Source organism: Mycobacteriales bacterium (genome assembly GCA_035504215.1).
In the GTDB taxonomy this organism is placed as follows: domain Bacteria; phylum Actinomycetota; class Actinomycetes; order JAFAQI01; family JAFAQI01; genus DATAUK01.
The window spans coordinates 16,007-40,508 of the sequence record DATJSI010000016.1; the positions used below are offsets into that span (position 1 = coordinate 16,007).

The 24,502-nt window shown below is 70.5% G+C and carries 23 protein-coding genes and 2 tRNA genes; 11 read left to right on the top strand and 14 right to left on the bottom strand.

Features of this window, described 5'->3' with window-relative positions; genetic code table 11:
- The 7 genes from VME70_01500 to pcaC are packed head-to-tail and all read left to right on the top strand — an operon-like array spanning position 1 to position 5,260.
- Complete coding sequence (locus VME70_01500; protein HTW18869.1) at positions 1-891, top strand: CoA-transferase; 891 nt, start codon at positions 1-3, stop codon at positions 889-891.
- Entirely contained in the window at positions 888-1,673 is a 786-nt protein-coding gene (locus VME70_01505; protein ID HTW18870.1) for a CoA-transferase, read from the top strand. The genes VME70_01500 and VME70_01505 overlap by 4 nt, the downstream gene beginning before the upstream one ends.
- A 5-nt stretch (positions 1,674-1,678) precedes the next feature.
- Positions 1,679-2,392: a protocatechuate 3,4-dioxygenase subunit beta gene (pcaH, locus tag VME70_01510; GenBank protein HTW18871.1), complete on the top strand. Its 714-nt coding sequence runs from the start codon at positions 1,679-1,681 to the stop codon at positions 2,390-2,392.
- On the top strand, positions 2,385-2,954 hold the full coding sequence (gene pcaG / locus VME70_01515) for a protocatechuate 3,4-dioxygenase subunit alpha (protein ID HTW18872.1): 570 nt from the start codon (positions 2,385-2,387) through the stop codon (positions 2,952-2,954). The genes pcaH and pcaG overlap by 8 nt, the downstream gene beginning before the upstream one ends.
- Complete coding sequence (locus VME70_01520) at positions 2,947-4,116, top strand: lyase family protein (protein HTW18873.1); 1,170 nt, start codon at positions 2,947-2,949, stop codon at positions 4,114-4,116. The genes pcaG and VME70_01520 overlap by 8 nt, the downstream gene beginning before the upstream one ends.
- Complete coding sequence (gene pcaD / locus VME70_01525; protein ID HTW18874.1) at positions 4,113-4,880, top strand: 3-oxoadipate enol-lactonase; 768 nt, start codon at positions 4,113-4,115, stop codon at positions 4,878-4,880. The genes VME70_01520 and pcaD overlap by 4 nt, the downstream gene beginning before the upstream one ends.
- 5 nt (positions 4,881-4,885) lie before the next feature.
- Positions 4,886-5,260, top strand: coding sequence for a 4-carboxymuconolactone decarboxylase (gene pcaC / locus VME70_01530; protein HTW18875.1), 375 nt, complete (start codon positions 4,886-4,888; stop codon positions 5,258-5,260).
- Positions 5,261-5,267: 7 nt separating this feature from the next.
- Here pcaC and VME70_01535 read toward each other — a convergent pair whose 3' ends face one another.
- Complete coding sequence (locus VME70_01535) at positions 5,268-6,146, bottom strand: cation diffusion facilitator family transporter (protein ID HTW18876.1); 879 nt, start codon at positions 6,144-6,146, stop codon at positions 5,268-5,270.
- A 35-nt stretch (positions 6,147-6,181) separates the two neighbouring features.
- The gene (locus VME70_01540; GenBank protein HTW18877.1) at positions 6,182-6,655 is read right to left on the bottom strand and encodes a GNAT family N-acetyltransferase; all 474 of its coding nucleotides are present in this window, start codon (positions 6,653-6,655) and stop codon (positions 6,182-6,184) included.
- A gap of 127 nt (positions 6,656-6,782) precedes the next feature.
- On the opposite strand from VME70_01540, the gene VME70_01545 reads away from it, so the two are divergent.
- On the top strand, positions 6,783-7,421 hold the full coding sequence (locus VME70_01545; protein ID HTW18878.1) for a PadR family transcriptional regulator: 639 nt from the start codon (positions 6,783-6,785) through the stop codon (positions 7,419-7,421).
- An 84-nt stretch (positions 7,422-7,505) separates the two neighbouring features.
- Here the strand turns inward: VME70_01545 and VME70_01550 are convergent, their stop codons facing one another.
- From VME70_01550 to VME70_01565, 4 genes are all read right to left on the bottom strand, one after another.
- The gene (locus VME70_01550) at positions 7,506-8,054 is read right to left on the bottom strand and encodes a ferric reductase-like transmembrane domain-containing protein (GenBank protein ID HTW18879.1); all 549 of its coding nucleotides are present in this window, start codon (positions 8,052-8,054) and stop codon (positions 7,506-7,508) included.
- The gene (locus VME70_01555; protein ID HTW18880.1) at positions 8,051-9,010 is read right to left on the bottom strand and encodes an FAD:protein FMN transferase; all 960 of its coding nucleotides are present in this window, start codon (positions 9,008-9,010) and stop codon (positions 8,051-8,053) included. Before VME70_01555 ends, VME70_01550 begins: the two co-directional genes overlap by 4 nt.
- The gene (locus VME70_01560; GenBank protein HTW18881.1) at positions 9,007-9,315 is read right to left on the bottom strand and encodes a hypothetical protein; all 309 of its coding nucleotides are present in this window, start codon (positions 9,313-9,315) and stop codon (positions 9,007-9,009) included. The genes VME70_01555 and VME70_01560 overlap by 4 nt, the downstream gene beginning before the upstream one ends.
- An 81-nt stretch (positions 9,316-9,396) precedes the next feature.
- Positions 9,397-10,305 carry a hypothetical protein gene (locus tag VME70_01565; protein HTW18882.1) on the bottom strand — a complete coding sequence of 303 codons (909 nt, stop codon included), beginning with the start codon at positions 10,303-10,305 and terminating at the stop codon, positions 9,397-9,399.
- Between the two features lie 19 nt (positions 10,306-10,324).
- On the opposite strand from VME70_01565, the gene VME70_01570 reads away from it, so the two are divergent.
- Positions 10,325-12,205, top strand: a complete 1,881-nt coding sequence (locus VME70_01570; GenBank protein ID HTW18883.1) for a glycosyltransferase — start codon at positions 10,325-10,327, stop codon at positions 12,203-12,205.
- Positions 12,206-12,250: 45 nt separating this feature from the next.
- Here VME70_01570 and VME70_01575 read toward each other — a convergent pair whose 3' ends face one another.
- The 3 genes from VME70_01575 to VME70_01585 form a co-directional block, all read right to left on the bottom strand.
- Positions 12,251-15,751, bottom strand: a complete 3,501-nt coding sequence (locus VME70_01575; GenBank protein ID HTW18884.1) for an adenylate/guanylate cyclase domain-containing protein — start codon at positions 15,749-15,751, stop codon at positions 12,251-12,253.
- Between the two features lie 113 nt (positions 15,752-15,864).
- Positions 15,865-15,938 (bottom strand) — tRNA-Ile (locus tag VME70_01580).
- A 27-nt stretch (positions 15,939-15,965) separates the two neighbouring features.
- Positions 15,966-16,041 (bottom strand) — tRNA-Asn (locus tag VME70_01585).
- Between the two features lie 118 nt (positions 16,042-16,159).
- Here VME70_01585 and VME70_01590 point away from each other — a divergent pair.
- Positions 16,160-16,603, top strand: coding sequence for a transcriptional regulator (locus tag VME70_01590; GenBank protein ID HTW18885.1), 444 nt, complete (start codon positions 16,160-16,162; stop codon positions 16,601-16,603).
- A 4-nt stretch (positions 16,604-16,607) separates the two neighbouring features.
- On the top strand, positions 16,608-17,036 hold the full coding sequence (locus tag VME70_01595) for a DUF3817 domain-containing protein (GenBank protein ID HTW18886.1): 429 nt from the start codon (positions 16,608-16,610) through the stop codon (positions 17,034-17,036).
- Here VME70_01595 and VME70_01600 read toward each other — a convergent pair.
- The 5 genes from VME70_01600 to ppdK all read right to left on the bottom strand — a co-directional run bounded on the left by VME70_01600 (position 17,007) and on the right by ppdK (position 24,247).
- Positions 17,007-17,708 carry a DUF5336 domain-containing protein gene (locus tag VME70_01600; protein HTW18887.1) on the bottom strand — a complete coding sequence of 234 codons (702 nt, stop codon included), beginning with the start codon at positions 17,706-17,708 and terminating at the stop codon, positions 17,007-17,009. The two genes, VME70_01595 and VME70_01600, sit on opposite strands and share 30 nt — an antisense overlap.
- A gap of 166 nt (positions 17,709-17,874) precedes the next feature.
- On the bottom strand, positions 17,875-19,752 hold the full coding sequence (gene dnaG / locus VME70_01605; GenBank protein HTW18888.1) for a DNA primase: 1,878 nt from the start codon (positions 19,750-19,752) through the stop codon (positions 17,875-17,877).
- Positions 19,753-19,803: 51 nt separating this feature from the next.
- The gene (locus VME70_01610) at positions 19,804-20,262 is read right to left on the bottom strand and encodes a GNAT family N-acetyltransferase (protein ID HTW18889.1); all 459 of its coding nucleotides are present in this window, start codon (positions 20,260-20,262) and stop codon (positions 19,804-19,806) included.
- Complete coding sequence (locus tag VME70_01615; protein ID HTW18890.1) at positions 20,259-21,500, bottom strand: deoxyguanosinetriphosphate triphosphohydrolase; 1,242 nt, start codon at positions 21,498-21,500, stop codon at positions 20,259-20,261. The genes VME70_01610 and VME70_01615 overlap by 4 nt, the downstream gene beginning before the upstream one ends.
- A 56-nt stretch (positions 21,501-21,556) precedes the next feature.
- On the bottom strand, positions 21,557-24,247 hold the full coding sequence (gene ppdK, locus VME70_01620; protein HTW18891.1) for a pyruvate, phosphate dikinase: 2,691 nt from the start codon (positions 24,245-24,247) through the stop codon (positions 21,557-21,559).
- Positions 24,248-24,502: the final 255 nt, after the last annotated feature.

The window sequence follows — 24,502 nt, forward strand, 5'->3', positions numbered from 1 at the left end:
GTGCGTAATGCGCACACGTTTGCGACCGGCTCCGACATCGTCGACGGGAGACCAGGTATGGCCCGGGTCGTCTCTCTTCGCGATGCGATCGCCGGCCTGGTCGAGGACGGCGACACGGTGGCCCTGGAGGGCTTCACTCATCTCATCCCGTTCGCCGCAGCGCACGAGGTCATCCGCCAGGGCCGCAAGGATCTGAGTCTCGTGCGGCTCACGCCGGACCTGATCTACGACCAGATGATCGGCATGGGTTGCGCCCGGAAGCTGATCTTCTCCTGGGGCGGCAACCCGGGCGTCGGCTCGCTGCACCGCTTCCGCGACGCGGTCGCCGAGGGCTGGCCGGTGCCGCTCGAGGTCGAGGAACACAGCCATGCGGGCATGGCGAACCGCTACGTCGCAGGCGCGTCGGGTTTGCCGTTCGCCGTTCTGCGCGGTTACCGCGGCACTGACCTGATGGACCAGACCGAGAACATCGCGCCGATCACCTGCCCGTTCACGGGCGAGGTCCTGACAACGGTTCCGGCGCTCAACCCCGACGTGACCGTGACGCATGCGCAGCGCGCCGACCGGGCCGGAAACGTCCAGATGTGGGGCATCACCGGCGTACAAAAGGAGGCGCTGCTCGCGGCGCGATCGACGCTCGTGACGGTCGAGGAGGTCGTGGACGAGCTCGCCCCGATGCCCGGCCAGGTGATCATTCCGTCGTGGGCGCTCACCTACGTCGCGGTGGCGCCGAACGGTGCCCACCCGTCGTACGCCGACGGCTACTACGAGCGGGACAACGCCTTCTACCGCGAGTGGGATGCGATCAGCCGCGACCGCACGCGATTCCGGCAATGGATGGCGGACCATGTGCTCGAGGCCGGCTCGGGCGCCGGCGTGGCGGCGATATGACGGCGGTGGACACCGCGGGCGGTTGGACCGCCGACGAGATGATGACGGTCGCGGCCGCCCGCCAGCTGCGCTCGGCCACGACCTGCTTCGTCGGCATCGGGCTGCCCAGCACCGCCGCGAACCTCGCGCGCACGCTGTACGCGCCGGACCTCGTCCTGATCTACGAGTCGGGCTGTCTGGGCGCGAAGCCGAACCGGCTGCCGGCCTCGATCGGCGACGGGATCCTCGCCGAGACCGCGACGGCCGTCATCACGGTGCCCGAGGTGTTCAACTACTGGCTGCAGCCCGGGCGGATCGATGTCGGGTTCCTCGCAGCGGCCCAGCTCGACCGCTTCGCCAACATCAACACGACCGTGATCGGCGATTACGCCATGCCCAGCGTCCGGCTGCCGGGCGCCGGCGGCGCGCCGGAGATCGCGGCGTCCTGCCGCGAAGGCATCATCGTCGTGCGGCAGAACCGGCGGACGTTCGTCGAGAAGCTCGACTTCCTGACCTCGGTCGGCTTCGGCAGTGGTCCGGGCGATCGCGAGGCGCTCGGCCTTCGCGGGCGCGGCCCGCGTACGGTCATCACCGACATCGGAGTGCTCGAGCCCGACCCCGAAAGCTGCGAGCTCACGCTGACCGCGCTGCACCCCGGCTCGACCGTCGAGCAGGCGAAGGACGCGACCGGCTGGGATCTCGTCGTCGCGCGGACGCTGCACGAGACCGAGCCGCCAGGGGCCGACGAGCTCGCTGCGCTTCGCCGGTTGACTACCACGCTCGAGACGAACGGAACGCCGTGACCCAGCTGGATCTCCCGTCGTACCGGCGCGAGCCGGGCGTGCACCCTCCGCTCGCGTCGCCGGACTACCGGTCGACGCGGTTGCGCAGCCCTCGTACGCCGCTCGTGCTGCTGCCGGGCTCCCTGACCGAGGTGACCGGGCCGCTGTTCGCCGGAGATCGCATCGCACCGAACGACGACGACCTCACCCGCCAGCACGAGGGCGAGCCGATCGGCCAGCGGATCATCGTCCACGGCTACGTGCGAGACGGCGACGGTCGCGCCGTTGCGGACACGTTGGTCGAGATCTGGCAGGCGAACGCCGGCGGTCGCTACCGGCACGTCGTCGACAACTGGCCCAGCCCGCTCGACCCGAACTTCTCCGGCTACGGGCGAGTCGTCACCGACACCGACGGCCACTACCGGTTCACCACGATCAGGCCGGGCATCTACCCCTGGGGCAACCACCCGAACGCGTGGCGACCGGCGCACATCCACTTCTCGCTGTTCGGCCGGGCGTTCGCCCAGCGGCTGGTCACCCAGATGTACTTCCCCGACGATCCGATGTTCTCGCGTGACCCGATCTTCAACTCGATCCCCGACGAGCGGGCAAGGCAGCGGCTGATCTCGCACTATGACCACGGCACGACCCAGGACTCCTGGGCAATCGGCTACCGGTTCGACATCGTGCTGCGCGGACGGGACGACACGCCCTTCGAGACCGAGCCCGACGATGACTGAGCGCTTCGAGCTGACCCCATCGCAGACCGTCGGGCCGTTCCTTTCGATCGGCCTGACCTGGTCCGATGGGCCCCACGTCGTCCGGGCCGGGACGCCCGGCGCGATCGAGATCTTCGGCTACCTGTACGACGGCGACGCAGCCCCGGTCCCGGACGGGTTGGTCGAGACCTGGCAGGCCGACCCGGACGGCCGGTTCGCCCACCCCGACGATCCGCGCGGCGCCGCCGCCGGCCAGCCGGGTTTCCGTGGCTTCGGCCGGTGCGCCACCGACGCAGCGGGCAGATGGTGGGTTCGCACGCTCAAGCCGGGTCCGTTGCCGGCTCCCGACGGTCGGACCGAGGCGCCGCATCTCGACGTTTCGGTGTTCGCCCGCGGTCTGCTCGACCGGGTGGTCACCCGCATCTACTTCCCGGACGAGCCCGCAGCCAACGATGCGGACCCCGTCCTCTCGGCGGTAGACCCCGCCCGACGTGCGACGCTGATCGCGACGCCTGACGGTGACAAGCTGCAGTTCGACATCCACCTGCAGGGCGAGGATGAAACCGTCTTCTTCGATGTCTGAGCGCGGCCTGATGGCGCCGCTGTTCGGCGACCCCGAGGTCGACACGGCGATCGGTGACGCCGCGCTCGCCCGGGCGATGCTGACCGCCGAGGCCGCGCTGGCACAGGCGTGCGAGCAGGCCGGCGTGATCCCCCGCGGCGCGGGATCGGCCATCGCCTCCGCCTGTGCCGGTCTCGAGGTCGACATCGTGGAGCTCGGCGGAGCAGCGCGGTCGAGCGGCAACCCGGTCGTGCCGCTGGTCTCCCTGGTCCGGGACGCGGTCGATCCGAGCCATCGGCCGTCGGTCCACGCCGGTGCCACCAGTCAGGACATCCTGGACACCGCCCTGATGCTGTTGTGCAGGGACGGCGTGGTCCTCACGGTCAACCGCTTACGGACCGCCATCGCCTCGTGCGTCCTGCTGTGCCGGGATCATCGCGACACGGTGATGCTCGGCCGCACCCTGGGTCAGGCCGCCGCGCCGACGACATTTGGGCGCAAGTGCGCAGGCTGGCTGGTAGCGCTCGGCGAAAGCACCGATCGGCTCGAGGTCGTCGCACGGGACCGGCTCGCCGTACAGCTCGGCGGGCCGGTCGGCATCCTCGCGGCGTACGGCGACAAGGGCGCCGAGGTCGTTGCCGCGTTCGCGAGCCGGCTCGGCCTGCCGGCTCCGTTGCTGCCGTGGCACACCGACCGCGGGCGGGTCCACGAGCTGGCCGGCGCGATCGGTGCGGTCTCGGCGGCAGCGGCCAAGGTCGCCGGCGATGTCGTCCTGATGGCGCAGGCCGAGCTGGGCGAGGTGACGCTCGCCACCTCGGGAGGCTCGTCGTCCATGCCGCACAAGCAGAACCCGGTGACGGCGATCCTCGTGAACGCGGGCGCCATGCGGGTGCCGGGATTGGTCGCGACCCTGCTCGCGGTCGGCAGCCATGAGCACGAGCGCGCCTCCGGTCAGTGGCATGCCGAGTGGGAGCCATTACGAGAGCTGGTCTCGCTGGCCGGCGGCATCGCGGCGAACACGGCCGATCTGCTGGCCGACTTGCAACCACACCCGGATCGAATGCGCGCGAACCTCGACGCCGTCGCTGAGTCAATCGCACCCGCCGCCGATCCGCAGACCGTCCTCGGCTCAGCCGGGGCCATGGTCGACCGCGCACTGGCGACGTACGGCGTGACGCGGTGACCGCTCGGCTCGGCTACTCGATCACCGGAGCGGAGCAGGCACCGGTGCTGGTTCTCGGGAGCTCGCTCGGCACCACTCGCGCGATGTGGGACCGGCAGATCCCGGCCCTGTCCGAGCAGCACCGCGTCGTCGCGTTCGACCACCGCGGGCACGGCGAGTCCGAGGTGCCCGACGGTCCGTACTCGATCTCCGAACTCGGCGCGGACGTGCTCGCGCTGCTCGACGAGCTCGGGATCGCGCGGTTCAGCTATGCCGGGCTGTCGCTCGGCGGAATGGTCGGCATGTGGCTCGCCTCCGAGGCGCCGGACCGGGTCGACCGGCTGGCGCTGCTCTGCACGTCGCCGGCTCTGGACGCCTTGCCGGCCTGGCGTGACCGCGCGGCCTCGGTCCGGACCGACGGGATGGCGGCCGTCACCGACGTCGTGCTCGGCCGCTGGTTCACCCCCGGGTACGCCGCCGCGCACCCCGACGTCGTGGACACCTACCGCGCCATGCTGCGCACGACGCCGCCCGACGGTTACGCCGGGTGTTGCGACGCCATCGGGCCGATGGACCTTCGGTCCCGCCTCGCCGCGATCACCGCACCGACGCTCTCGATCGGCGGCGCCGAGGACCCGGCGATCCCGCCGGTACACGCAGAGCGAATGGCGGCCGCCGTCCCGCACGCCAGCCTGGAGATCGTGCCGGGCGCCGCACACCTCGCCAACGTCGAGCGGGCCGACGAGATCACCGCTCTCCTGCTCGACCACTTCGGAGGCGAATGATCCAGATGGATGATCGGGAACGGCACGAAGCCGGGATGCGCACGCGTCGCGAGGTGCTCGGCGACGAGCACGTCGACCGCGCGATCGCGCGAACCGACGACTTCGACGGCGACTTCCAGGACTTCATCACCCGGGTCGCATGGGGCGATGTCTGGCAGCGGCCCGGCCTCGACCGGCGGACCCGAAGCTGCATCACGATCGCAATGCTCGCCGCGCTCGGACGCGACGACGAGCTGGCCATGCACGTCCAAGCGGCGATCCGCAACGGTGTCACCCGCGAACAGATCGCGGAGGTCCTGCTTCACACGGCGGTCTATGCCGGAGTTCCGGCCGCGAACGCCGGCTTCCGCGCCGCTCGCACTGCATTTGAAAGCTCCTGACGCCGGGTCAGTGCGTGGCGGCCTCGTGCTCGCTGTGCCCGGCGGGTTCGAGCTGGAAGGTCGAGTGCTCGACATCGAAGTGGCCGGACAGGCACGCCTGCAGGTGGTCGAGCAGGATCGGAGCCTGACCAGTCGCGAAGCACTCGTCGGTGATCACGACGTGCACCGACAGGGCCGGCAGTCCCGAGGTCACGGTCCACACGTGCAGATCGTGCAGGTCGACGACGTACGGCGACTCGAGGACGTGCGTGCGGACCAGCGCAAGGTCGACCTCTGTCGGCGCCGCCTCGAGCAGCACCCGGCCGGAGTCAGCGATCAGGCCACGAGCCGCGCGCAGCAGCAGGAGTACGACGACCAGCGACGCGATCGGGTCGGCTCGCTGCCAGCCGGTCGTCACCACGACCACGCCCGCAATGATCGTCGCCGCGAAGGCGTAGGCGTCGGTGAGCACATGTGCCACTACGCCCGCGACGTTCATCGAGCGGCGGTCCGCTCGAGCGAGCACCGAAGCAACCGCGACGTTGACCACGAGCCCGATCACGGCAACCACGACGATCGTGCCGCCGCCGACGGTGACCGGAGTGACCAGCCGGCGGATCGCCTCGACCGTGACGATGACGGCCACCACGAGCAACGTGATCCCGTTGAACGCCGCCGAGAGGATCTCGGCGCGCGCCAGGCCGAACGTCCAGTGCCCTCGAGCCGGCCGGCGCGCGAGCCGCGCGGCAACCAAGGCGGCACCGAGCGCCAGCACATCGGTCGCCAGGTGGCCCGCGTCGGCGAGCAGCGCGAGGGAGTGCACGAGCAGCGCGGCAACCAGCTCGCCGAGCAGGAACGCCAGCAGCAGAGCGAACGCGACGAACAGCAACCGTTCGTCGCGTTTCATCCTTCGATGGTCCCATGCAGCGAGCGCCGGCAGCCTCAGCGCAAGATCGGCAACCGGTAGCCGAGCAGTTCCGGGTACGGCGGGAAGGGCGAGCGCAGGACCCGCCCGTCGGGGTTCCAGCCGCGCCGCTCGTAGAAGCGGCGGGCCCGGTGGTTGTCCGCCATCACGTCGAGCTCCGCGGCCGGGCAGCCGGCCGCGCCGATGATCTCGATCACCCGGTCGTGCAGCCGGCCGGCGACCCCGGTGCCCCAGTGCTCCGGGACCACGAACAGCGCCTCGAGCCGCGGCGGGCTCGCACTCGCCGTACCCACGATCTCGCCCTCGACGACGGCGAGCAGGACCCCGGCATCGCTGGCCAGCCGGGTGACCCACTCCGCCCTGACCACGTCGTCCGGGAACGGGTACACGTCCTGGCGAAAGATGTGGGCGTAGCCGGCCAACGCCGAACGGCGCTGCACGCCCAGGCAGGCCTCGGCGTCGGCGCCCGTTGCCGCCCGCAGATCGATCACCCGCCCATTCAAGCCGGAATCACCTTGGGAATATCCGAGCCAACGTGATATGTTGTCGATATATCGCGAGCGTACGCGAGGCACAGAGCGTGCCCCGGAGCGCCGCGACCTAGACAGGAGAACTGACATGAGACACGACCACCATCACGACCACGACTCACCACACGCCCGCGAGCACGACTTCGCCGGCCGCTACGAGCGGGGCGAGCGGCGCGCGCACCGGCACGACCGCGGTCGCGGGCGCGACCGGAGCTGGGGCAGCCCGCGCGGGCGCGGCTTCGGCGGCCCGTTCGAAGGCGGCCGGCGCGCCGGCCGCGGCGATGTCCGGGCGGCGATCCTCGCCCTGCTCGCCGAGTCCCCGATGCACGGCTACCAGGTGATCCAGGAGATCGCCGAGCGCAGCAACGGTGCGTGGACGCCGAGCCCCGGCTCGGTCTACCCGGCGCTGCAGATGCTGCAGGACGAGGGCCTGGTCAGCGCGACCGAGTCCGACGGCAAGCGGGTGTTCACGCTGACGGACACCGGTCGCACCGAGGCCGCCGCCCGCGGCGACGGCCCGCTGCCCTGGGAGGCGGCGGCGCGCGGCGAGCGCGGCCCGGCGAGCGATCTGCGGTCTGTCGTCATGCAGGTCGCAGCAGCCGTGCGCCAGATCGGAGTGGCCGGCAGCGACGCCCAGATCCAGAAGGCGATCCAGCTGCTCGGATCCACCCGGCGCGAGCTGTACCGCATCCTCGCGGAGGACGACACCGACACCACCGAGTCGTGAGCCACTCGACCGGTTCGGCGTACGCACAATTGGCGTACGCCGAACCGGCGTCCCGGCCCCTGAGCGTCCCCTGGCTCTGAGCGCTCAGACCGCCGGCGTGAGCTTCGGCGCGAGCGCCACCCAGCACCGCCAAACCACTGCGGTGACCACGGCACAGATCGTCACGAGCACGACGTCGAGCAAAACACCGCTGCGCAGGTCCGACGCGGCTCCGATGCCATGAACGGCGGCGATCGGCCAGATCGCATAGGCCAGCCAATGCACCGCTCGCCAGGTGTGAAAGCCGATCCGCCGGCGCAACAGGCTCGTCGCGACCACCGCAACTCCGAGGTCGAGAGCGAGCGCACCCAGTCCAAGCCAGACGGCTTCGTAGTGCGACGTGAACGGCACGATGACCGCAGCCAGGCTGATCGGCACGAACGGGTCGATCACGGCCGAGCCGACATGGATGACCAGCAGCGCGACAGCGAACAGCGCGGCGTTGCGATGGAAACCGACGCCGGCGAACCTGGGCAGGCCCGGGATCCTTCCCTTCCGCCCGATCGTCGCTCCGAGCACCACGACCAGCGACAGGACAACGAAGGACACCAGCCCGGTCGCCCGCGACAGGTACCACAGCGCCTGCGCGTTCACGGCCGGTCGCTTTCCACCGGCCACCCGGGCAGGAGCGTGACGTGCCCGTCGCGGTCGACGATGCGCGCCGCCAGGCCGAGGCCCACGAGCCAGTCGACAGCGGACCAACCGCGGACGATAGCGGCGGTACTCGCCACGTTGGCAGCCAGGCAGGTCGGCGCCGCGACGGTGACGGTCCGCCACGGGGAGGGCACCGGTACGCCGGTGCGCGGGTCGAGGATGTGATGCAGCACGCGCCCGCCACGAACCCAGCGACGGGCAGTGGTGCTCGACGTGGCGAGCCCACCCGAGGGCAACGACACCACCTGCGTCGGACCGGTCGGCTCCGCGCCGACCGGCCCGGTCACGTCCTGCACGCGCACACTCCACCCACCCGGCGGCGGCGTCCCTGCTGCCGCGACATCGCCGCCCAGCGCGACCAGCACTCCCCTGCCGTCGAGTGCATCCGCGATCCGGCCCGCCGCACGATCGGCGCAGAACGCCTTCGCGGTCGCCCCGAGGTCGAGCAGCACACCGCGCGGCACTCGCAGCGTGAGCGCCGACCGGTCCAGCCCGATCCGTCGCCAGCCGTGCGTGGACCGCCGGACAACGGTGACGGGCCCGGCGTCGGTCGGGATCGCCGCGTAATCCCGGTCGTAGCCGAGCTGTTCCATTGCCCGGCCCACGGTCGGATCGACGTCGCCGTCGCTCGCCGCGGCCGCCCACAGCGCGGCGTCAACCGCCTCGGCCAGCAACGCACTGATCGGAACCGGCCGGCCGGCACTGTCGGCACAGACCCGGGACAGTTCGCTGTCGGTGCGAAACCGGCTGCACACCCGATCGATCGCGCTGAGCTCGGCATCAAGAATCGTCGTCGCCACGGCCAGGTCGCGCGGCTCGCCGACGACCAGGCGCACCGCGCAGCCGAGCGCGGACCAGTCGGCGGCCGTCTCGGCGGCCGCGATCGCGGGCGTCACGATCCACCCGACGTCGCCTGCGGAGCCGACGACGACGCACTGAGCCCGGACGAGTCCGAACCGACCGAACCATTCGAATGGTTCGACTCGGACCTGCCGAACAACTCGCTCGAGGAACGCCGATCGGAGGTGGATCCGCCGGTGGTCGAGTCACTTGTCGAGCTGGCGCCGGCTTGCGCATGCGCGTCGTGCACCGCGACGACGGCAACTCCGCTGACGCCGAGCGCCACCAGGCCGACCGTCGCCTGTTGGAGGCGGCGAAGGCCGCGGGCTCGCGCGCTGCCTGGACGAAGCTTCGCTGTCATGGGTTCTTTGTGTCAGCCGGCACTGAACGGCCAGTGACCGTTGTCTGTGGCCCGGCTGTGAGCCCGCCCGGGCAGCCGGGCTCAGCGGAACGGGAGCGGGATGCGCTGCCACCGGGACACCAGTGACCACTGCCGTCCCGACGTGTCGATCCGCCACCTGGTTCGGCGCCGGCGCACGGTGCGCCGGCCGATCGACCGGACCAGTGGCGTCGCATCGCCGCCGAGGCCAGTGCTTCGGTGCAGCTCACCGTGGTCGATCGCCAAGCTGATCCGCCACCGTCCCGAACCCGCAGCGAGCGCGGCGAGGCTGATCGAGACCGACCACCCGGACCACGCGCGCCGAGTGAGCTCGGTGCCGGTGCCCGAGACCTGATCCGGGCGCCGGTGCCGGGCGCCCTCGACCACGACGTCCGGAACCCCGTCGCGGTGCAACACCGCGGTGATCCGCTCGCCCGCACTCGTCGACACGTTCCTGGACAGGTACGCCGTACCAGCCAACGACAGCGCGTCGGGAGTAAGGCTGACGTCGTCGACGCGAACCTGCAGCTTCACCGCTTCGGACAGCTCGTAGCACTCCTCCGGCGCGCCATAGCGCGGGTCGCGGAAGCCGGGCAGCCACGCGAACACGCGGGCCCCGTCAATATGGACGTAGGCCGGCGTGATCCGCTCGACCCCCTCCCTGACCAGCCGGGTGGCCTCGGTCAGCAGGTCCCATGCGGCCTGGTCGGCGCCCGCCACGATCAGCCGGTACGCGGTTCGCGGCCGCGTGTTGAGCGCATCCCACGCCGCCGGATCGGTCTCCGACAGCGCGCGCCGGATCGAGTCCAGCAGGTCGGCGGGCGGCTGGTCGAAGCTGCCGTGGGTGGAAACCAGCACGTCGTAGAAGGCGGCCAGCTCACGGGTCCTCGCGGTGGTGTCGCTGGTGTCGGCCAGCCGCTCGGCGAGAACCGCGAGCGCGTCACCGACCTGCGCCGAACCCGTCATTTCCACCCATCTATGATCCAACAGCGTGCAGCCGGACGTGAGTGTGGTGGTGCCGGTCTTCAATCCGGGGCCGAACCTGGACTATTGCGTCGGGTCGGTGCTCGGCCAGACGCTGGACCCGCGGCGTCACGAGCTGATCCTCGTGGACGACGGTTCGACCGACGGCTCGGCGCCGCGCGTCGACCAGATCGCCGCCGCACATCCGGATCGCATCAGGGCCACGCACATCCCGAGCTCCGGATGGGCGAGCCGGCCGCGCAACGTGGGCATCGAGATGGCGCGCGGTCGCTACGTTCAGCTGCTCGACAACGACGACACCCTAGCTCCGGACGCGCTGCGGCGTGAGCTCGAGGTCGCCGACAGCTCCGACGCCGACATCGTGATCGGCCGGTTCGCGAGCAACTTTCGCGGTCTCAACCACTGGTTGTTCAGAGAGACGGTGACCGGACGCACGCTCGCGGACTTTCCGATGGAGTACAGCCTGACGCCGCACAAGCTGTTCCGTCGCGAGTTCCTCGACCAGAACGCCCTGCGATTCGTCGAGGACATCCGCAACCTCGAGGACCAGATCTTCTGCATGCAGGCCTACGTCAAGGCCCGATCCGTCGCCCTGGTCGCCGACACGCTCTGCTACCACTACGAGCAGCGGCGTGGTCCGGGTCGGAACGCAGGCACCCGACGGCTGGACGCAGCGGCGTACTACGCCGCACTCGAGAGGGTCTTCGACGTCATCGACTCGGGAGTCGAGGACCCGACGCTACGGCTGCGGCTCTACCTGCGGTTCTACCGCGACGAGATGCTCCGGCGGCTGCGCGAGGACAACCTGCTGCGCTACCCGGTCCCCTACCGCGACCGGATGCAGGCGACGATCCTCGACCTCGCCCGCCGCCGCATTCCCGCGGAGCTGCATCCCACGCTCCCCGCACTGCTGCGCACCCAGTCCCGGCTGTTCCTTGACGACGACATCGAGGGGATGGTCGAGTACTCGAAGCAGCTCGTGGCGCTGACCCTCGACGCCCGGTGCGAAGACCCGGTCTGGGAGCAGGGACGGCTTTCGGTTCGCGCGCATGGCCGACTCATGCTGCGTGACCAGCCGTTCCGGCTCGAGCAGCACGACGGCGGCTGGGCGCTTCCGGAGGCGATCGCCCCGTCGGTGCGGCTCGAGGACCGCCGGCTGCTCGACCTCAACGACGAGGGATACACCGAGCTCAGCCTGGTCGCGCGCAGTGACGGCGCCTCCTGGTCGGCCGGTGCCGACATCGCGGTGACGATCGACGCGGACGGGTCCGTCCGCGTCGATGCGATCGCCGAGATCGACCCCGATCGCGTGGTCGGAGGCGGTCGGCTGGGACCAGGGCTTTGGGACCTCAAGCTGCGCGTGCAGTTCGCCGGGCTGACGCGCACCGCCATGCTCGGCATCGACCGACCCGCCGACTCGCCGCCCGGCGAGCCGTCCGCGTGGCTGACTTCGCAAGGTTCAGTCGAACCGTACTGGACGAACAAGACCGTCCGGCTCTCGCTCGACGTCGACCAGTGGATGCATCCACTCGCCGCCAAGGTCGGACGCCCGCTTCACGCGCGTGGCGGCCGGGGCCGCTCACTGTTGCTCGATGCGCCGCGGCTGCAGGGTCCGCAGGGTCACGTCGTACCCGCCGAGTGCATCCTGACCGCCGCCGGAAAGAACCCGGCCGACGGCCGGCGCCGGGCCAAGGTCAGCGTTTCCCCGTCCGGTGGCGTCGTCGAGGTCGAGCCTGCGCACGGTCGGCACGGTGCCCATCCCGATCGGAACGGCAACCTCCCCGGCTGGACGACCTGGTTGCGGATCGGAGCGCCCGGCACCGGGCCCATGATCGAGGTCGACCCCTCCAACGAGGCCACCGCAGCAGGGTCCGGCCCGCCGGCGTGACGTTCGCCCGATCGCGCGGGCGGTCTGTCGCGATCGCTGAAAGGCTCAGGGCACCAGGACGGAGCGAAGCTCCGCGACTTGACGGAGCGCGCGGGTCGCCCCCGCCGCAACCAGCACCGGCTCAGCCAGGTCCACCAGGCTTTCCGCTCCGGGCGCCTCGCGCTCGACCAGCGCGGCGGCGAGGTCGAGACGTGTCCGGGCGGCCCAGTACGCCGCTCCCATCGCCTCGAACGTTGCGATCGCGTCGGCGAGCAGCTGGTCGGGCGCGTCGCTCAGCAACGCTGCTGCGCGCAGGTTGGTCCCGTGCAGCAGCCGGAACCGCTGGCCGATGGCGATCTGTTCGAACTCGTTGCTGAGCTCGGTGAGCTCGGACAGCGAGTCCGCCTCGGCGAGCATGTCGACTGCGAGGGCGTACCCGAGGGGGACGTCCTCGTTGGCGGGCTCCACCTCCGCCATGGTGCGCACCGCCTTGACCGCGATCGCCGAGCCCGAGACCAGGTCTCCTTCGAGCGCGGTCGCGACGGCCACTCGCATCTGCTGCCAGCCGTTGATCACCGGATCGCGGGACAGGACCTCGTCCGGAGTGAGCATGAGGGAGGCGTCGTCCGAACCCCAGGCGATGCAGGCAGCCCCTGCGGCCAGATAGATCTCCCAATCCACCAGCTCCGTCGCGGCTTCTGCGGCGTGTGTCGCGATCACCTCGCGCGCTTGCGCCCAGGCCCCCGTTGCGATCGCGGACGCCACGTAGTGACCCATCGCAGCGATGACGCTCGTTCCCCGGCGCCGGCCCTCGGTGATGACCTCGGCCGAGATGCGCATCGCCTCGGCGGGGTCGTCGTGAGCAATGCTTGTGGCGAGGTTCAGCCTCGGTGCGATGTTGTCCGCGCTGCGGTTGTTTTCGGAAGCAACAGCAGCCCGCCGGACGACGACCGCCAGCCGACGGAACCCGCCGATCGACAACCACATCGAGATGGTGTCGAGGAACTCCGCGAACTCGGCATCGTCGGCGTAGCGCTCGATGTCGCCAAGAGCTGCCGTCACTGCTTGCTCCGCGATTTCGGCATCTCCGGAGTTCTGCGCGCAAAGGCACAACAACCGGCTGGCCGTACCGAGGTGCGCCACCCGGTGCGGCCGGCCGATGCTCTGCTCGAAGACCTCTCTCGCCAGCGGAAGCGCGGCGTCGCCGTTGCTGGCGGTGAGGTAGAGCTGCGCGGCAGCGAGCTTCACCCACAGCTCGTCGTCGATGGCGCCCAGGCGCGAGGCAGCCTGCGAAGCCCGTTGCGCCCATTCGAGCGCGTGCTCGCGATGCGCGCCGCTTCTCGCTGCCAGGCGAGCGCCGGCGATCGCGGCTTTGACGAGCAGGTCGTCCGGAGGGTCGAGCGCCATGAGCCGGTCGTAGTGCGAGAACGCGAGACCCGGCGAGCCCACCATTGCCGCCTGTTGTGCGGCTTGGTCGAGCAGCAATGCCGCGGATCCCTTGAGCTCGGCGTTGTCGGCTTCGTCGGGCATCGCCTCGAAGGCATCCAGATAGTGCGCTGCGATGACGCCCGCCAGCGACTCCGCATCCGGCTGGGCAGCCAGGAACCGAGCCACCTCGATGTGGCGCGCCCGGCGATCGCGCCGCGCAAGCGTGTCGTAGGCGACCGACCGCAGCAGCGCCTGGACGAATCGGTACTGCCCGCGCTCGGGTGACCGCGGGTCGTTGTCGATGCTGAAGATCTCTTTACGTCGAAGCGAGTCGAGGCAGACGTCGAGGTCGGCGTCGGCCTGAACGAGTGCAGCGATGGCCGCGCGGGTGAACGACTGCCCGAGAACGCTGGCGTCCCGCACGACGCGACGTTCCAGCTCTGACAGCGCGTCGAGCCGCGCCGCCAGCAGGGCCTGCAGGCTCGCCGGCGGCCCGATCGCGGCCAGGTCCAGCGTGGCCGCCGACTGTGCGTCGATGACGAAGCTGCCGCCGGACGGCGTCGCGATCTCACGGTCGATCAGTGCGCGAATGGTCTCGACGGCGTACAGCGGCACGCCTTCGGCGCGTTGGACGAGCTCCGCGCGCACCGCCTCCGGGAGGTTCGTGACCAGGCCGGAGACGAGCCGGTCCATCGCAACGTCCGGCAACGGCTCGAGAAACACCGTGGTCGACCGACGCCCGACGCCCGTGCCGGGATGTCGCTCCGTGACCTCGGTCCGGGCCAGAACCAGGATCATGATCGGTGCCTGGCCCACCTCGAGAATGTGGTCGATGAAGGCCCGCAGCCCGTCGTCGGCCCATTGGTAGTCCTCGATGACGATCGTGACCGACGATGCCCGGTCGTCCGGTAGCGCCTCGAGGAACGATCGCCAGCAGGCGAACAGGTCGGCCTGCTCGAACCCCCGGTCACTGAGGCCGAGCAGGCTCTCGAGCCTCGGCTGCAGGAACTCGCGCTCAGCCGGGTCCGGGACGTGCTCGCGCAGCCGCTGGTCGAGTGCCTGCCGAACGTCGGCCTCCACGCTCGCGTCGGTCAGCCGCAGCAGGTACCGGACCAGCTCGGCGATCACCCGGCCGGCAACCCCCTCGCCGTAGGACAAGCAACGTGCGCGCATCCACCAGGTCGTCGTGGTCGGGATCGCGTCGACGTACTTCTCGAACTCCCAGGCCAGTCGCGACTTGCCGATGCCGGGCTCACCGGTGACCAGGACGAGTCGCGGCCGGCCCTCCTCCGACGTGGCGTGGAAGAGCTCCTTCACCAGCCGAAGCTCGCGGTCACGCCCGACGAACGGGCCCTCGAGGCCGTCGACCCGCTGGTCGCCGCCGACCACTGCCGTGGTCCGGGTTGCGTGGAAAAGCTCGACCGGCTTCGCCTTGCCCTTCAGCTCGTGCGATCCCACCGACTCGTAGGCGAGCGACGCGGTGGTCAGCGACCGGGTGGTGTCGTCGACCCACACCTGACCGGGAGCCGCGATGGACTGGACCCGAGCGGCCGTGTTCACCGCGTCCCCGGCGACCACGCCCTCGCCGACCGCTCCGAGCGTCACCGCGACCTGACCGGTGGTGATGCCGACCCGCATGTTCAACGCTGGAACGCCGAGCTCCTCGCCCACCGCCGTCACCGCGCTGGTCAGGTCGAGGCCGGCGCGCACCGCCCGCTCAGCGTCGTCCTCGCGCGTGGCCGGCACACCCCAGATCGCGAACACGGCATCGCCGATGAACTTCTCGATCACTCCGCCGTAGCGCTCGACCACCGCGCGAACCGCCGCGAAGTACGCCGAGAGAAGTTCGCGGGCCGCCTCCGGGTCGAGTCCCTCGGCGATGGTCGTGAAGCCGACGAGGTCGCCGAACAACATCGAGACCACCCGGCGCTCGGTGGCCGGAAGCGGCCGATCCGCTGCCGCCCCGGGCGGCTCCGTCGTCGCAAGCGGGCTCCCGCACTCACTGCAGAACCTCGCCGGAGCGAGCGGCACGGTGCCGCACTGCGGGCACGGAACGAGCAGGGGCGCTCCGCACTCATGGCAGAACTTCGCACCCGCGACGTTGGGCGTCCCGCACGCCGTACACAAACGGTCCGCCATATCGTGACGCTAGCGCGCAGCACAAGCCCCGGGCAGGAGAAATGGCGCGCGCGCAAAAAGGATCAAGGAAATGAATGCGACGCGACCGTTCGCGGCGCAAAATCCGCGTTCGGTGGGGTGGGCAGGACTCGAACCTGCGGCCTAGGGATTATGAGTCCCCAGCTCTAACCAGCTGAGCTACCACCCCTGGTGGAGCCACCTCGGTGGTGGGCGATGGCTCCCGCACCTGGACTCGAACCAGGAACCTATCGGTTAACAGCCGAACGCTCTGCCAATTGAGCTATGCGGGAATGATCCTGCGATTGACCGGGCCAACCGACTAGCCAGATTAGCGCACCGCGCGGCGCCGGGCATGGCGTCCGCGGCGGCCGAGCGGCACGACCTGATCCGGCTGGTTACGCTGGGACCGTGCGCAAGATCCTGCTCTCGCCGAAGTGGTGGGGTCTGCACCTGTTCGTCGTGGTCCTCGTGTTGGTCTTCCTTCGCCTCGGCCTCTGGCAATGGCACCGCGCCCAGTCGCCGAGCGGCGGGATCCAGAACTGGGCATACGCCTTCCAGTGGCCGCTGTTTGCGGCGTTCGGGATTGTGCTGTGGTGGAGGACCTTGCGGATCGAGGCTGCGGGCGAAGCGGACGAGACCGGCACGAAGCCGCGTCCGCTGTCATCGCGGTTCGCCGCGCCCCCGCTGCCCAAACCCGAGATCGAGCACCGCGACGGCGTCCGGATCGGCATCACCACCCCCCCCGCGGAGGTGGACGAGGATGACGACGAGGTGAACGCGTACAACGCGTACCTCGCCCGGCTCAACGCCCGGGCGGAAGCCCTCACCACCGGACAGCGACGGAGTACCTGACAACGTGAGCACCCGACTGCTCGACGTGCACAGCGTCGAGGCCGCACTGCTGCGCTACCGGATCATCGCGCTGGTCGTCAGCGTGCTGCTCGTGCTGCTGTTCTTCGTCGGCCTGCCGCTGCAGTTCGCCGCCAACCAGGGCGGCGTCGACGCAGTGGTCGGCACCGTGCACGGCGTGTTCTGCTACCCGCTCTACATCCTGCTGACTCTCGACCTGACCCGCCGCGTGCGGATGACGCCGATCCAGCTCATCCTCACCATCCTGGCGGGCACGGTGCCGCTCGCGTCGTTCTATGCCGAGCGGCGTACGACGGCATACGTGCGGGCCCGACAGGCGGCCTTGACGGAGCAGGCCTCGCCAACCGCCGCAACGGCCGTCGATGCCCCCGGCGCGACGGTCGACTCAGACGGGAGCGGGGTCGTCGCCGGCTGACGGCTCGGTCGACTGCGCCGGCGGGGCCGGTGGCTGCATCGGCGGGGCCGGTGGCGCCGGCGGCGGCGCGTAGGTCGGCGTCGAGTAACCGGCTGTCGGCGCGCCACCCATCGGCGCGGGTCCGCCCGTCATCGGTGCGGCGCCTCCGGCGCCGGCCGCGCCGAACTGGTGCCACGGCACCTGCTCCTCGCTGCTCAGCGCGCTGATCACCGCGCACGCCGCGTTGAGCAGCACGATGATCAACAGCAGGTAGCCACCCCACTTGACTCCTTCGGAGGCGCTGATGCCGGCACCGAAGGAATGGTGGTGATGCGGAAGCGTGAACAGCCGGATCAAGTACAGCAACGCGCCGAGTGCACACAGCCCGGCCGCGATCCAGCGCAACCCGATCGGCAGGCTCGGCGCCGACGATGACGCGAAGATCGCGATCGCTGCCACGATCGTGCCGAGCAGGATCAGCAGCAGTGCAAGCGTCGAGTAGCTGTGCCACGCCGTCACGGTGCTGCTCGTCTGGCCGAAGGTAGAGACGTTGATGCCGAGCACCGAGCCGGAGACCTTCACTCCGTAATAGGGAAAGAAGGAGAAGATGAAAGCGAGCAAGCCGGTCGCGAGCACACCGAGATCGAACGGCGGCAACGACTTGAGGTCGGGCATCGGGCTGGACTGCGACATAGCGGATCCCCCAAGCTGGCGTCGGTAGTCGGCGACATCCTGTCGCCCGGCCCGCCAGAACACAAGCACCACGCCGTAAGCGGCAAAGCCGACCTAAGCGGCCGCAAGCCGCCGATCTGCGGGCGACGAGGACAACGCCGCGAGCCGCCGCCTGGGTCGTCGCACGCTAGAGCTCGCCGGCGCCTCGGCTGCGGAGCCCCTTCTTCTGCTGTTCGAGCACGATCAGCTCGCCGAACATCCGGTTGTACTCCGTCGCCTGCTCCACCGGGTTGAGCCGCTGCAGCCGGGACTTCAGCTCCTGGACCCGGCGGGTGAGCGCCATCTCCTCGAGCCGTACGACGAGCGCGCCGGCGTACCGGGCGTCGTCCTCCTCGACCGACTGCATCGGCTCGACCGCGAGCTCGGTGACCAGCTCGCGAACGGCGTCCACCTCTGCCGCCTCCTGCACGGACGCCACCCACTCGGCGCCACCGGCGGCCGCGGACACGCCGCCGGCCTTGCCGATCGCAGCGCGGACGGCGGCGTAGGCGGGCGAGGTGAAGCATTCCTCGCCCAAGGCGTCGAACGCCGGCCCGGCCAGGGCCGGTCGTTGGACCGCGAGCTTGGCAACCTCCCGCTCCACGACCAGGCGTGGGTCGCGCGGATCGGGGCGGGTGTGCACGGCGCGGGAGCCACCACGTCGGGAGCCCGACGAGGCGTCGGCGCCCTGCACGGGCGGGCGGCCGCCACCGTGGCGGACCCGCTCGAGCACGGGCTCGACCTCCATGCCGAGCCAACCGGCCAGCCGGCGGGCGTACTCGTCGCGCAGCGAGACATCCTTCAGCCCGGCGACCACCGGCGCCGTCGCAGCGAGCGCCTGGACCCGGCCCTCGGGAATCGAGAGGTCGAAGCGTTCGAGGGTGACCCGGATCGCGAACTCGGCAAGCGGGATGTGGCTCGCGATCAGGTCACGCACGGCGAGGTCGCCGCGTTGCTGGCGCAGCTCGCACGGGTCGAGCCCGTCCGGCTGCACCGCGACGAAGGTCTGCGTCACGAACTTCTGGTCTCCGGCGAACGCCTTCAACGCCGCGTTGCGGCCGGCCTCGTCCCCGTCGAAGGTGAAGATCACGCGCCCTCGCAGCTCGTCCTGGTCCATGAGCATCCGGCGCAGGATCTGCACGTGCTCCTCGCCGAACGCCGTCCCGCAGGTGGCGACCGCGGTCCGCTCGCCGGCGAGATGGCAGGCCATTACGTCGGTGTAGCCCTCGACGACCACCGCCTTCAGCGTCGTCGCGATCTCGTGCTTGGCAAGGTCGACGCCGTAGAGCACCTGGCTCTTCTTGTACAGCGGCGTCTCCGGGGTGTTCAGGTACTTCGGGCCGTTGTCGTCCTCGCGCAGCCGGCGGGCGCCGAAGCCGATCACGTCACCCTTGCGGTCGCGGATCGGCCAGACCAACCGGCCGCGGAAGCGGTCGATCAAGCCCCGCTGGCCCTGGCTGGCGAGGCCTGCCGTCGACAGCTCCGCGTCGCTGAAACCGGCCGCGCGCAGATGCTTGATCGTGATGTCCCAGCCGTTGGGCGCGTAGCCGACGCCGAAATGCGCCCACGCCGCCTCGTCGAAGCCACGTTCGGCGAGGAAGCGCCGGCCGATCTCGGCCTCGGGCGAATTGAGCTGCGAGCCGAAGTACGCCGCCGCGGCCGCGTTGACGTCGAGCAGCCGCTGGCGTTGACCGTGATGGGCGCCCGGAGCGGATCCGCCCTCCTCGCGCCGCAGCTCCACGCCGGCACGGCGAGCGAGCATCTCCATCGCATCGGAGAAGTCGAGATGCTCGATCTGGCGCACGAAGGTGATGACGTCGCCAGAGGCACCGCAGCCAAAGCACTTGTAGAAGCCGAGGGCGGGGTTGACCGTGAACGACGGCGTCTTCTCGTCGTGGAACGGGCAGAGTCCCTTCAGCCGGCCGGCCCCCGCGCTGCGCAGCGCGACGTGGTCGGCAACGACCTGCTCGAGCGACACCCGTTCGCGGACCGCCGCGATGTCCTCGTCGCGGATCCGTCCGGGCACTGGTCCTCCGTCGCTGTGGTCGGTCGGCGGGGGAAGACGCCGCGACCTACTTTACGGCGGCCCGCCGACGTCGCCCGGTGCGAGCCGCCGGATCACCACCCGGTGCGGCAGGTCGTCGGGACCGTGGTTGAACACCGGTCCGGTCGCCACCCATCCCAGCCGACGGTAGAACTCCAGCGCGCTGACCCGGCCGTTCGCCCACAGCTTCGAGGCGCCGGCCGAGGCGGCAACCCTGGTCGCCTCCTCCAGCACGGCCCGGCCGATCCCCCGGCCCTGATGGTCGGGGAGGACGGCCATGCCGCGCATCCGCCACGACCGCTCGTCCCCGTCGTACGGCTCCGGCTGGACGGTGACCGTTCCGACCGCGACGCCGTCTTCGAAGGCCGCGACATGCACCGTCTCCGGGTCGTGGTCGCGCGGGTTGGGCACCCTCGGCACCGTCGGCCGGAGCACGCCGAGGCGCAGGTCGAGGACCTCCTCGGTCACGGCCCTGCGCACGGTGACGGTCATCCGGAGGGCACCCGGGCACCGAGCTGCCGCTCGTGCCACAACACGGCGGTTCGGTCGGTCAGGGATGCGACCTGGTCGACGACCACGCGCAGGCGGGCCGCGTCGTCCGGCGCGGCTCGGTACGCGTCGTGCAGCCACGGCTCGAGGGAGTCCGGCGCCGAGGCGCACAGGGCCCCGAGCAGCTCGGCCAGCTGCTCCCGCTGGCGCTGCTGGGTGCGGATCGCAGCGTCGCGTTGCATGACATAGCGGTCGGCGATCGCCTTGAGCACCGCGCACTCCGCTCTCGTGGCATCGGGGACGACCAGCTGGCCGTCGTAGCGCTGGACCGGACGTCCCTCGGCGCGGTCCAGCGTGGCCACGGTCGCGGCGCTGCACAGCCGGGCGATCAGCTCGCTCGTCATGCGCTTCAGCGCCACCATTGCCCGCATCGAGCCGTCGAAGTCTGCCAGCCAGTAGTCCTGTGCACGCAGGCGCTCGAACGCCGCGGTCAGCGCCGCGACGTCGACCTCGAGGTACGACGTACGAGCGACTGCCACGATCTGCGCCGCATGCTCGCGTTCGTCGAGCACGCGGAGAGGAACGTGCCCGGCCTGGACACCATCCTCGAGGTCGTGGACCGAGTAGGCCACGTCGTCCGCCCAGTCCATGATCTGCGCCTCGACGCAGCGCGCCGGACCGGCGCGACCGGAGCGCATCCACGTGAACACCGGGAGGTCATCGGCGTAGACGCCGAACTTGCGCGAGCCCGGCTGTCTGGTCCATGGGTACTTGGAGGCCGCGTCCAGCGTCGCGCGGGTCAGGTTGAGCCCGGCTCCGGCTCCGGCCCGGTCGACGACCTTCGCCTCCAGCCGGGTCAGCACCCGGAAGCTCTGCGCGTTGCCCTCGAAGCCACCGATCCCGGCTGCGAACTCGTCGAGCGCCGCCTCGCCGTTGTGGCCGAACGGCGGGTGGCCGAGGTCGTGCGCGAGGCACGCCGCGTCGACGAGGTCGGGGTCGGCGCCGAGAGCGCCGGCGAGCTCGCGGCCGATCTGCGCGCACTCCAAGGAGTGCGTCAGCCGGGTGCGAGGGAAGTCGCTCTCGCCGACGACGACGACCTGGGTGCGTCCCGCCAACCGGCGCAGCGCCGCCGAGTGCAGCACCCGGGCGCGGTCGCGGACGAAGTCGTCCCGACTGCCGGGCGACTGTTTGGGCGGCTCCGGCACCAGCCGGGCACGCGACTCGTCGTCGTACCCGTTCACGTCACACCCGCCCGGCGCTCGTCGTCGTAGCTGCGCGAGCGATCATGCCAACCCGGTCAGCGACTGTCGCTGCCCTGGGCATCCAGCGCGGCCCGACCGGCCTCGAGCCGCGCAACGGGAACGCGGAACGGCGAGCACGAGACGTAGTCGAGACCGGCATGGTGGAAGAAGTGCACGGACTCGGGGTCGCCGCCGTGCTCACCGCACACGCCGACGTGCAGGTCAGGTCGGACCGCCCGGCCCTCCTCGACGGCGATCCGCACCATCCGGCCGATCCCCTCGGGGTCGAGCGTCTCGAACGGGCTGACCCCGAAGATGCCGAGGTCGATGTAGCGCGGGAAGAATGCACCTTCCACGTCATCTCGGCTGAAGCCCCAACCCATCTGGGTGAGGTCGTTGGTGCCGAAGGAGAAGAACTCGGCCGCCTCGGCGATCTGGCCCGCAGTCAGCGCGGCCCGCGGGACCTCGATCATGGTCCCGATCAGGGTGTGCACCTCGACGCCCGACTCGGAGGCGACCTCGGCGAGGATCCGCTCGGTCTCCTCGCGCACGATCTCGAGCTCCTGTACGGCGCCCACGAGCGGCACCATGATCTCCGGCTTCGGATCGCGCCCCGCCTTCTTCATCTCCGCCGCCGCCTCGGCGATCGCCCGCACCTGGAGCGCGAACAGACCGGGGATGACCAGCCCGAGGCGCACGCCGCGCAGGCCGAGCATCGGGTTCTGCTCGTGCAGCCGCCGGACCGCCTCGAGCAGCTTGCGGTCGTTGTCGGAGACGGTCGCACCGGTCGCCTCCGCAACCGCGATCTTGACCGACAGCTCGGTGAGGTCGGGAAGGAACTCGTGGAGCGGCGGGTCGATCAGCCGCACCGTGACCGGCAGGCCGTCCATCGCGGTGAAGATGCCGATGAAGTCCTCCCGCTGCAACGGCAACAGGGCGTCGAGCGCGGCTCGCTGCTCGTCCTCGCCATCGGCAAGGATCAGTCGCTCGACGTGCTTGCGTCGCTCGCCGAGGAACATGTGCTCGGTGCGGCACAGGCCGATGCCCTGCGCCCCGAACCGGCGGGCGCGCGCGGCGTCCTCCTCGGTGTCGGCGTTCGTGCGGACACCGAGCCGCCGCTTCGCGTCGGCATGCCTGACGATGCGGTCGACTGCCGCCACGAGCGGGTCCGAGGACGCGTCGAGGGTGCCTTCGAAGTACTGCACGACAGGGCTCGGCACCACGGGCACCTCGCCGAGGTAGACCTTGCCGGCGGTGCCGTCGATCGAGATCACGTCGCCCTCGCCGAAGCTCACCCCGTTCTTCGTGGTCGCGACCTTGCCGCGGACGTCGACCTCGAGGTCGTCGGCACCCGAGACGCAGGTCTTGCCCATGCCTCTGGCTACGACGGCCGCGTGGCTGGTCTTGCCGCCGCGGCTGGTGAGGATGCCCTCGGCGGCGATCATGCCCGGGAGGTCGTCGGGGTTGGTCTCGCGGCGGACGAGGATGACCGCCTCGCCGCGCGCCGCCCACTCTCCGGCGGTGGCACTGTCGAAAACTGCCTTGCCGACGGCAGCGCCCGGAGATGCGCTCACGCCGCTCGAGATCTGGTTCTTCGGGGCGTCGTCGTCGAAGCGCGGGAACATCAGCTGGGCGAGCTGTGCGCCGTTGACCCGCTGCAGGGCCTCGTCCATATCGATCAGGCCCTCGTCGACCAGCTGGATCGCGATCTTGAACGCGGCGCCGGCGGTGCGCTTGCCGACCCGCGTCTGGAGCATCCACAGCTTGTTGCGCTCGACCGTGAACTCGATGTCGCAAAGGTCGCGGTAGTGGTTCTCGAGCGTCGCCATGATCGACATCAGCTCGTCGTACGCCGGCTTGTCGATCGACTCGAGGTCGGCGAGCGAGACGGTGTTGCGGATGCCCGCTACGACGTCCTCGCCCTGCGCGTTCTGCAGGTAGTCGCCGTAGACGCCGCGGTCACCGGTGCCCGGGTCACGAGTGAACGCGACACCGGTGCCCGAGTCCATGCCGAGGTTGCCGAACACCATGGCGACCACGTTCACCGCCGTACCGAGGTTGGCCGGAATCCGCTCCTGCCGGCGGTAGAGCTTCGCGCGGTCGCCGTTCCAGGAGTCGAAGACGGCGCGCACCGCGAGGTCGAGCTGCTCGCGCGGCTCAGCGGGGAAGTCGCGCCCGGTGTGCTCCGCGACCACCGCCTTGTAGCGGGCGACCACATCGCGCAGGTCGTTCTCGTCGAGGTCGAGGTCGTTCGTAACGCCCTTGGCGCGCTTCGCCTCGTCGAAGACCTCGTCGAAGTGCTCGCCGTCGACGCCAAGGACGGTCTTGCCGAACATCTGGATCAGGCGGCGGTAGGAGTCCCAGGCGAAGCGCTCACTCCCCGACTGCTTGGTCAGGCCGACCACCGAGTCGTCGTTGAGCCCGATGTTGAGGACCGTGTCCATCATGCCGGGCATAGAGAACTTCGCTCCGGACCGGACGCTTACGAGCAGCGGGTCGTCGGCCTGGCCGAGCGACTTGCCCATCGTCTGCTCGAGCGCCGCGAGGTGCGCACTCACCTCGGCCTCGAGATCCGCGGGCTCGGTGCCGGTCTCCAGGTAGACGTTGCACGCCTCGGTCGTGATCGTGAAGCCGGGCGGGACAGGGAGCCCCAGGTTGGTCATCTCGGCGAGGTTCGCGCCCTTGCCCCCGAGGAGGTCCTTGAGATCGCGATTGCCCTCGTTGAAGTCGTAGACGTACTTCGGCACCCCTGCTCCTCGACTCGCAACGTCCGCCCATCCGGGCCCGGCTACGACACTACCCAGCGCGCATGAACCGCGACCGCCCGCGTCCGCCGGTCAGGGTCGCCGGCGCGCGGCCTTGAAGGCCGCCACCGCCGCACCGTGCTCGACGATCGGCGGCGGGTAGTCCGGCGTACCGAACTCGGGAACGTACCGGCGGACGTACCGCAGGTCCGGGTCGTAGCGGCGCTGCTGGAGCTCGGGGTTCAGGATCCGGTTCGG